Source organism: Streptomyces hirsutus (assembly GCF_001418415.1).
Taxonomy (GTDB): Bacteria; Actinomycetota; Actinomycetes; order Streptomycetales; family Streptomycetaceae; genus Streptomyces; species Streptomyces hirsutus.
The window spans coordinates 1-9,219 of the sequence record NZ_LIQT01000403.1; the positions used below are offsets into that span (position 1 = coordinate 1).

The following is a 9,219-nucleotide window of genomic DNA, read 5'->3' on the forward strand; positions in this document are numbered from 1 at the left end:
AAGCGGTGGGAAGGCCGGCGGGTCCGCCGGCCTTCCCACCGCTTTCCTACCACTCCCCCACCCGGAAAACGCTCCGGTGCCGTGCCCCGCTCCACGGGTGCTCGCGGCGCCGGGCGTCCCCCGGGCACGCCCCGAGCCACGGAGGAAACCGTGACAGACCACCACATCGGCCTCATCGTTCCCAGCTCGAACCTCACCATGGAGACCGAGCTGCCGCGCCTGCTGCGGGCCCGCGAGGCCGCCGAGCCCGAGCACCGCTTCGTCTTCCACAGCAGCCGGATGCGGATGAAGCACGTGACGCCGGAGGAGCTGCGGGCGATGAACGCCCAGACCGAGCGCGCCGCTCTGGAGCTGGCCGACGCCCGCCCGGACGTCGTGGCCACCGCCTGCCTGGTCGCCATCATGGCGCAGGGTCCGGGCCACCACTGCACCGCCGAGGACGAGATCACCGCCGTGCTGCGCGAGCAGGGGGCGCAGGTTCCGGTGGTGTCCAGCGCGGGCGCCCTGCTGGACGGCATCGCGGCGCTGGGCGCGAAGAAGGTCGCCATCGTCACGCCGTACATGAAGCCGCTCACGCGCCTGGTCGCCGAGTACATCGAGGACGCGGGCGTCGAGGTCGTGGACGCGCTCAGCCTGGAGGTGGCCGACAACCTGGCGGTCGCCCGGCTCGACCCGCAGGACCTGCGCGAGCACTACAAGCGGCTGAAGCTCGGCGACGCGGACGCCGTGGTCCTGTCGGCCTGTGTCCAGATGCCGTCACTGGCGGCGGTCCAGCCGGTCGAGGACGAGCTGGGACTGCCGGTGCTGTCGGCGGCGACCGCCACAGCCTTCCGCATCCTCACCGAACTCGGTCTGCCGCCGCTGGTGCCGGGCGCGGGCCGCCTGCTGTCCGGCACGGAGGTCGGGACTCCCGGCAGGTGAGCCGCGGCGCCGCCCCGTGCGGTGCCCCGAAGAACCGGGCCGGGTCCCGGCCCCCCTCCCAGCGAAAGGACCCAGGACATGACACAGGAAGTACGCGGCGTCGTCGCCCTCGGCGTGGACAAGCCGGTGAGCGTCGAGACGATCGTCATCCCCGACCCCGGCCCGGGCGAGGCCGTGGTGAAGGTGCAGGCCTGCGGCGTGTGCCACACCGACCTGCACTACCGGCAGGGCGGGATCAGCGACGAGTTCCCCTTCCTCCTCGGCCACGAGGCGGCCGGTGTCGTGGAATCCGTCGGCGAGGGCGTCACCGACGTCGCCCCCGGCGACTTCGTCGTCCTCAACTGGCGTGCGGTGTGCGGCACGTGCCGGGCCTGCCGGCGCGGCCGCCCCTGGTACTGCTTCGACACCCACAACGCCGTTCAGCCGATGACTCTCGCGGACGGCACCCCGCTCTCCCCCGCCCTGGGAATCGGCGCGTTCGCCGAGAAGACCCTGGTGGCGGCCGGGCAGTGCACCAAGGTCGACCCGGCCGCCGCCCCGGCCGCCGCCGGGCTGCTGGGCTGCGGCGTGATGGCCGGGCTGGGTGCGGCGATCAACACCGGCAACGTCACCCGCGGCGACTCGGTCGCGGTCATCGGCTGCGGCGGCGTCGGCAACGCGGCGATCGCCGGCGCCCGGCTGGCCGGCGCCTCGCAGATCATCGCGGTGGACCTGGAGGACCGGAAGCTGGCGCAGGCCCGCGCCCTCGGTGCCACCCACACCGTCAACGGCCGTGAGACCGACGTGGTCGAGCGCGTCCGGGAGCTGACCGGAGGGCACGGTGCGGACGTCGTCATCGACGCCGTCGGCCGCCCGGAGACCTACGCCCAGGCCTTCTACGCCCGCGACCTGGCCGGCACGGTCGTCCTGGTCGGCGTGCCCACCCCGAAGATGGAGCTGAAGCTGCCGCTGCCGGACGTCTTCGGCCGCGGTGGGGCCCTGAAGTCGAGCTGGTACGGCGACTGTCTGCCCTCCCGGGACTTCCCGATGCTCATCGACCTGTACCTGCAGGGCCGGCTCGACCTGGACGCGTTCGTGTCCGAGACCATCGCCCTGGACCAGGTGGAGGAGGCCTTCGCCAAGATGCACCACGGCGAGGTGCTGCGCTCGGTGGTGGTCCTGTGACGACCGTGCGGACGGGCATCGACCACCTGGTCACCTCCGGCACGTTCTCGCTGGACGGCGGCACCTGGGAGGTCGACAACAACGTCTGGATCGTGGGCGACGACCACGAGGTCGTGGTGATCGACCCCGCGCACGACGCCGAGGGCATCGCCGCGAAGGTCGAAAACCGTACGGTGCGCGCCATCGTGTGCACCCACGCCCACGACGACCACGTCAACGCCGCCCCGGCACTCGCCGAACTGACCGGCGCACCCGTCCTCCTCCACCCGGCCGACTTCCGTCTGTGGCAGCTGACCCATCCGGGGCGCCTGCCCGACGCCGACCTCGCCGACGATCAGGTCCTCACCGTCGCCGGCACCGAACTGCGGATTCTCCACACACCCGGGCACACGCCCGGCGCCGTCTGCGTGCACGCGCCGGAACTGGGGGCCCTCTTCTCAGGAGACACCCTCTTCCGGGGAGGCCCGGGGGCGACCGGCCGGTCGTTCTCCGACTTCCCCACGATCATCGCCTCGGTCCGCGACCGCCTGCTCGGTCTTCCCGGCGACACCACGGTGCACACCGGGCACGGCGAGGACACCACCATCGGCGAGGAACGGCCCCACCTGCAGACCTGGCTGGACCGCGGCCACTGAAACAGTCCTTCGAAGGAGATGTCCCATGGCCGTTCGGCCGCCCGAGCACGATGTCGACGACAGTGGTCTGAGCGTCGGCCCGCCCCAGACCTATGCGGCGGGAATCCCCGGGGTGGTGCAGTCACTGCGTCACAGTGGGCGTCAGATGGGCGCGCGCCGCACCCTGTTGACACTGCTGAAGGTCAACCAGAAGGACGGGTTCGACTGCCCCGGCTGCGCCTGGCCGGAAGGAGACAGCCGTCATGCGGCGGAGTTCTGCGAGAACGGCGCCAAGGCGGTGGCCGAGGAGGCCACGCTGCGCCGGGTCACGCCCGACTTCTTCGCCGCGCACTCCGTGGCGGAGCTGGCCGAGCGCAGCGACTACTGGCTGGGCCAGCAGGGGCGGCTCACCCACCCGATGTACCTGGCGCCCGGAGCGGAGCACTACCGGCCCGTGTCGTGGGAGGAGACGTTCGACATCGTCGCCGGGGAACTGGCCGAACTGGACTCCCCGGACGAGGCGTCCTTCTACACCTCGGGCCGCACCGGCAACGAGGCGGCGTTCGTCTACCAGCTCCTGGTACGGGCGCTGGGCACCAACAACCTGCCGGACTGCTCGAACCTGTGCCACGAGTCGTCCGGAGCCGCTCTGACGGAGACCATCGGGATCGGCAAGGGCAGCGTGTCGCTGGAGGACCTGCACGCCTCCGACCTCCTCTTCGTCGTGGGCCAGAACCCGGGCACCAACCACCCCCGCATGCTCTCGGCCCTGGAACGGGCCAAGCGGGCGGGGGCACGCATCGTGACGGTCAACCCGCTGCCGGAGGCCGGTCTTCTGCGGTTCAAGAACCCGCAGAAACCTTCCGGCGTCATCGGCCGCGGCACCCAGCTGACCGACGAGTTCGCGCAGATCCGCCTCGGGGGCGATCTGGCCCTGTTCCGGGCCCTGAACCGGCTGCTGCTCCAGGCCGAGGAGGAGACGCCCGGCACCGTGCTGGACCACTCCTTCATCACCGAACACACGCACGGTTTCGCCGACTTCAGCGCCGACGTGCGCGCCACCGACTGGCCGGACGTCCTGGAGGCCACCGGGCTGGAACGGGAGCAGATCGAACGCATCCACCGGATGGTCCTGGGGTCCGAGCGGATCGTGGTGTGCTGGGCGATGGGCCTGACCCAGCACAAGCACTCCGTGCCCATGATCCGCGAGATCGTCAACTTCCTGCTGCTGCGCGGCAACATCGGCCGCCCCGGCGCGGGCGTCTGCCCGGTGCGCGGCCACTCCAACGTGCAGGGCGACCGCACCATGGGCATCTACGAGAAGCCCTCGGAGGAGTTCCTGGACGCCCTGGAGAAGGAGTTCGGCTTCGCCCCGCCCCGTGCCCACGGGTACGACGTGGTCGACACCATCCGGGCCATGCGCGACGGCAGGGTCAAGGTGTTCTTCGCCCTGGGCGGCAACTTCGCCTCCGCCACTCCCGACACCGCCGCCACCGAGGCGGCGCTGCGCCGCACCGCCCTGACCGTGCAGGTGTCGACCAAGCTCAACCGCTCCCACACCGTCACCGGCCGCCGGGCCCTGATCCTGCCCACCCTGGGGCGCACCGAGGTGGACATGCAGGCCGCCGGACCGCAGTTCGTCACGGTCGAGGACTCGATGAGCGCCGTGCACGCCTCCACCGGCACCCTGCCGCCGGCCTCGCCCCACCTGCGCTCGGAGGTCGCGATCGTCTGCGGCCTCGCCGAGCGGGCACTGGCCGGCCGGGCGGGGGGCCCGCAGGTGCCGTGGCGTGAACTGGCCGACGACTACACGCTGATCCGCGACCGCATCGCACGCGTCGTCCCCGGCTTCGGGGACTTCGACCGGCGGGTCCGCCGCCCCGGCGGCTTCGTCCTGCCGCACGGCCCGCGCGACGAGCGCAGCTTCCCCACCGCCACGGGGAAGGCCAACTTCACCGTCAACCGCCTCGAGGGTCTGCGGGTACCGGAGGGACGGCTGATCCTGCAGACGGTGCGCTCCCACGACCAGTACAACACCACGATCTACGGCCTGGACGACCGCTACCGCGGCATCCGGGGCGGCCGGCGGGTCGTTCTCGTCCACCCCGACGACCTGGCGGCGCTCGGACTGGACGACGCCGACCGCGTCGACCTCGTGGGCGAGTACGGCGACGGTGAGACCCGCGTCGCGCCGGACTTCCGCGTCGTGGCCTACCCCACCGCCCGTGGTTGCTGCGCCGCCTACTTCCCCGAGACCAACGTCCTCGTCCCTCTGGACAGTACGGCCGACATCAGCAACACCCCCACCTCCAAATCCGTCATCGTGCGCCTGAGACCACGTCGGGACGAGAGAGCGTGAACCCCGGCGCGTCGCCCCGCCGCGGGGCGGCCTCCGCCCGGCACCGCGCCGGGTGGCCTCCGAACAGAGAAGGGACGCGGCCATGGGCCGAGTGACCGCCCGCCGACGGGTACTGCGCCTGCGGGACGGGGTGGCCGAGCACCGCCCGGACGTCCTCGCGGCCGAAGAGCCGATGGAGATCCGCGTGGGTGGCCGGCCGCTCACCGTGACCATGCGCACCCCCGGTGACGACTTCGATCTCGCAGCCGGATTCCTGGTGAGTGAGGGGGTGGTCCACGCCGCCGGCGACGTCGGCACGATCCGCTACTGTGCCGGGGCCACGGCGGACGGCGGCAACAGCTACAACGTGGTGGACATCGGTCTGGCGCCGGACGTCGCGGCCCCCGACGCCTCGCTGGAGCGGAACTTCTACACCACCTCCTCGTGCGGCTTGTGCGGCAAGGCCAGCCTGGACGCCGTACGTACCACGGCCGCCTGGACCGTGGCCGAGGACGCGCTGCGCGTCGAACCGGAGACGCTGGCCCTCCTGCCCGACCGGCTGCGGGCGGCCCAGCGCGTGTTCGACGCCACCGGCGGCCTGCACGCCGCCGGCCTCTTCACGGCCGGGGGCGATCTGCTGTGCCTCCGTGAGGACGTGGGCCGGCACAACGCCGTGGACAAGACCGTCGGGCACGCTCTCCGGTCGGGTCTGCTTCCGCTGCGCGAGACGGTCCTCATGGTCAGTGGCCGAGCCTCGTTCGAGCTGGTGCAGAAGGCCGTGATGGCCGGGATTCCGATGCTGGCGGCTGTCTCCGCCCCTTCGTCACTGGCGGTGGACCTCGCCGCGGAGAGCGGGCTGACCCTGATCGGCTTCCTGCGCGGCCGCTCGATGAACGTCTACACCGGCGCCGAGAGGCTGCGACTGCCGCCGCCGCGGTGACCGCCTCCGCACGCGAGGCCGCCGGCTCCCACCGGGCGGGGGGGGCGTGTCCCGGCCGGGTGGTGTGTGAGCGATCACGTGCGTCACGTTCCGGTCCTCGGCTCGCGCCGATCTCTCCGGCGGGCGCGGCCCGCCGGGCGTCCGGGCGGGCGGCGGGGATGCCCCCGTCGGCGCCTGTACCTGACGCGACCTGCGAGTTCCGGTCCATTGATCGGTTACACCACCCGGCGGGACACCATCGGGCGGGGCCGCGCCTCCCGGCCGGGGAGGCGCGGCCCCGCCCGTCCGGACATTGTTCCCCGCGCCGAGGCCCGACGGGTTCGGCACCGACGGCTCGGGGACCGCGATACGGCACGGCGGCGTCCCCGGCCACCGGGGCGCCCGCTCGGACCCGGACGCTCACCGGCCGATCAGAACAGCGCGCTGTACGCGTTCAGCGCCGGCTGGCCGCCCAGGTGGGCGTACAGCACGGTGGACTCGCGGCCGATCTCGCCGCGGGACACCAGGTCGATCAGCCCGGCCATCGACTTCCCCTCGTAGACGGGGTCGGTGACCATCCCCTCGGTGCGGGCGGCGAGCCGCATCGCGTCCAGCGTGGTGTCGTCGGGGATTCCGTAAGTGCCCGCGTGGTACCGGTCGTCCAGCTCCACGTCCTGGACGGTCAGGTCCTGGCGTACGCCGATGAGCCGGCCGGTGTTCTGCGCGATCCGCGCGATCTGTTCGCGGGTGCGGACGGGCGCCGCCGACGCGTCGATCCCGATCACCCGCCGGGTCCGCCCGCCCGCCTCCTGAAGCGCCCGGAATCCGGCCACCATCCCGGCCTGGGTGGACCCGGTGACCGAGCACACGATCACGGTGTCGAAGAAGACGCCCAGCTCCTCCTCCTGCTCGGCGACCTCATGGGCCCAGTTGGCGAAGCCCAGTCCGCCGAGCGGGTGGTCGGAGGCGCCGGCCGGGATGGCGTACGGCTTGCCGCCCGACTCCTCGACCTCCCTCAGCGCCTGCTCCCAGCTCTCCTTGAAGCCGATCCCGAACCCGGCCCGCACCAGGCGCACGTCGGCGCCGGCCAGCCGGCTGATCAGGATGTTGCCGACCTTGTCGTAGACGGCGTCCGGCCACTCCACCCAGCTCTCCTGCACCAGTACGCACTTGAGTCCGGCGCGGGCGGCGACGGCGGCGACCTGGCGGGTGTGGTTGGACTGCACGCCGCCGATGGAGACGAGGGTGTCGCAGCCCCGGGCGAGGGCGTCGGCGACCAGGTACTCCAGTTTGCGGGTCTTGTTCCCGCCGTAGGCCACACCGGAGTTGCAGTCCTCGCGCTTGGCCCACAGGGCGGCACCGCCGAGGTGCGCGGTGAGCCGCTCCAGCGGATGCACGGGCGAGGGTCCGAAGAGCAGCGGGTAACGCTCGTAGGAAGAGAGGGACATGGGCGATCCTTCCGTCAGGGAGCCCCGGGCCGTCAGGGGGCCTCGGGAACGTCGGCGAGCTTCTCCAGGCCCCGCCAGATCTCCGCGGTGACCCGGACCGCCTCGTCCGGGTCTCCGGCCGCGCAGGCCTCGATCAGCCGGTCGTGCAGTCCGGCGGAACGGCAGGCGCCGCCCTCGCCGAAGCGCTGCCGCTCCAGCCGGCGGATGAGCGGGGTGTAGCGGGCGGCGGTCGCGGCGGCGGCACGGTTGCCGCTCACCCGGACGAGGACGTCGTGCAGCTCGTCGTCGGCGCGCAGCGCGCCGTCCACGTCCCCGACCCGTACGGCGGCGTCGAACCGCTCGTTCGCGGTGCGCATCAGTTCCACGTCGGGTTCCCGCAGCCGCGGTACGGCGGTGCGCGTGACCAGTTCGTGCATGGCGCCGACGACGGCCGCCGCGTCCCGTACGTCGCGGGCGATCAGCGGGGTCACCCGCGTGTAGCTCTGCGGCTTGCTCTCCAGCAGCCCTTCGTCGACCAGCCGCGCGAACGCCTCGCGCACCGGCGCCCGGGACAGCCCGAGCCGCTCGGCGATCTCCGCGTCCCGCACCACCGCGCCGGGTGCGATCTCCCCGGCCACGATGGCGTCCCGGATCGCCGCATGGGCACGGTCCCTGAGCAGGGTGCGCGGTACGGGTCGCATGGTTTCCACAACTGAAATGTTAGATGTCAGAGACTGCCCGAGCAAGCCCGCGGTCACCCGCCACCGTGCGGGGAACCGCGGGCAGAGGATTCAGCGGCGCTTCTGGCGCTTCCAGGGGCCCGTGACGGCGAGCATGATGCCCGGTTCCTGGATGTTGGCGTACAGGGTCTTCCCGTCGGGCGAGAAGGTGACGCCGGTGAACTCGCTGAACTCCGGCTCCTCCTCGGTGCCGATGTTCAGGTCGTTGCGGGCGATGGGGTAGGTGCGTCCGCTGTCGGTGGCGCCGAACAGGTGCTGCACGCCCTCGCCGTCCTCGGCGATGACCAGTCCGCCGTACGGGGAGACGGTGATGTTGTCCGGGCCGTCGAAGGCGCCGTCCTCGGCCGGGTTCCGGTTGACGCCGAGCAGGACCTTGAGGGTGAGGGTGCGGCGCCGGGGGTCGTAGAACCAGACCTGGCCGTCGTGCTGGACGGGGCTCTCCTCACGGGCGTACGAGGAGACGAAGTACGCCCCGCCGTCACCCCACCACATGCCCTCCAGTTTGCGGGCACGGGTGATCTCACCGGCCCCGAACTGCTCGCGCACGGAGACGGTCCGCGCGTCGCGGTCGGGCACGTCCACCCAGTCGACGCCGTACACCGTGCCGGTCCGGGTGGCGCGGGAGAGGTCGTCGACGAACCGGCCGCCGGAGTCGAAGCACTTGGGCGCCTGGAGGACGCCCGCGTCGTCGGCGAGGGTGCGGAACCTGCCGGGGCCGTGGCGGAAGTCCTTCGGCGGGGTCCAGCGGAAGAACAGGCCGTTGGGTTCGTCCGCGTCCTCGGTGAGGTAGGCGTGGCCGCGTTGGGGGTCGATGACGACGGCCTCGTGGTCGTACCGGCCGAAGAACTTCAGGGGCTTGGGGTCGCGGTTGGCGCGACGGTCGGCGGGGTCGACCTCGAAGACGTAGCCGTGGTCCTTGGTCATGCCGTTCTCGCCGGCCCGGTCGGAATTCTCCTCGCAGGTGAGCCAGGTGCCCCAGGGGGTGCTGCCGCCCGCGCAGTTGTCGGCTGTGCCGGCGATGCCGACCCACTCGGCGACGCTGCCGTCGGGGCGCACTTCGACGATCGTGCAGCCGCCGGGCGCGCCCGGGTCGTAG

General features: G+C 72.3%; 8 protein-coding genes. 5 read left to right on the forward strand and 3 right to left on the reverse strand.

Going from position 1 to position 9,219, the window contains the following annotated elements:
• Positions 1 to 150: 150 nt before the first annotated feature.
• From AOK11_RS28070 to fdhD, 5 genes are all read left to right on the forward strand, one after another.
• Positions 151 to 921, forward strand: a complete 771-nt coding sequence (locus tag AOK11_RS28070) for a maleate cis-trans isomerase family protein (RefSeq protein WP_055596520.1) — start codon at positions 151 to 153, stop codon at positions 919 to 921.
• A gap of 78 nt (positions 922 to 999) precedes the next feature.
• Positions 1,000 to 2,085 (forward strand): S-(hydroxymethyl)mycothiol dehydrogenase, encoded by a 1,086-nt coding sequence (locus tag AOK11_RS28075; RefSeq protein ID WP_055596521.1) that lies wholly within the window; start codon positions 1,000 to 1,002, stop codon positions 2,083 to 2,085.
• Positions 2,086 to 2,090: 5 nt separating this feature from the next.
• Positions 2,091 to 2,720 carry an MBL fold metallo-hydrolase gene (locus AOK11_RS28080; protein WP_055596527.1) on the forward strand — a complete coding sequence of 210 codons (630 nt, stop codon included), beginning with the start codon at positions 2,091 to 2,093 and terminating at the stop codon, positions 2,718 to 2,720.
• Between the two features lie 25 nt (positions 2,721 to 2,745).
• Positions 2,746 to 5,058, forward strand: a complete 2,313-nt coding sequence (locus AOK11_RS28085) for an FdhF/YdeP family oxidoreductase (RefSeq protein ID WP_055596522.1) — start codon at positions 2,746 to 2,748, stop codon at positions 5,056 to 5,058.
• 82 nt (positions 5,059 to 5,140) lie between these two features.
• Positions 5,141 to 5,977: a formate dehydrogenase accessory sulfurtransferase FdhD gene (gene fdhD / locus AOK11_RS28090; protein WP_055596523.1), complete on the forward strand. Its 837-nt coding sequence runs from the start codon at positions 5,141 to 5,143 to the stop codon at positions 5,975 to 5,977.
• Positions 5,978 to 6,387: 410 nt separating this feature from the next.
• On the opposite strand, the gene AOK11_RS28095 is transcribed toward fdhD, so the two are convergent.
• The 3 genes from AOK11_RS28095 to AOK11_RS28105 all read right to left on the reverse strand — a co-directional run.
• Positions 6,388 to 7,404: a 1-aminocyclopropane-1-carboxylate deaminase gene (locus AOK11_RS28095; RefSeq protein ID WP_055596524.1), complete on the reverse strand. Its 1,017-nt coding sequence runs from the start codon at positions 7,402 to 7,404 to the stop codon at positions 6,388 to 6,390.
• A gap of 32 nt (positions 7,405 to 7,436) precedes the next feature.
• Complete coding sequence (locus AOK11_RS28100) at positions 7,437 to 8,093, reverse strand: GntR family transcriptional regulator (protein ID WP_055596525.1); 657 nt, start codon at positions 8,091 to 8,093, stop codon at positions 7,437 to 7,439.
• Between the two features lie 81 nt (positions 8,094 to 8,174).
• Positions 8,175 to 9,219 (reverse strand): alkaline phosphatase PhoX (locus AOK11_RS28105; RefSeq protein ID WP_055596526.1); only part of this gene is annotated, 1,045 nt, incomplete at its 5' end.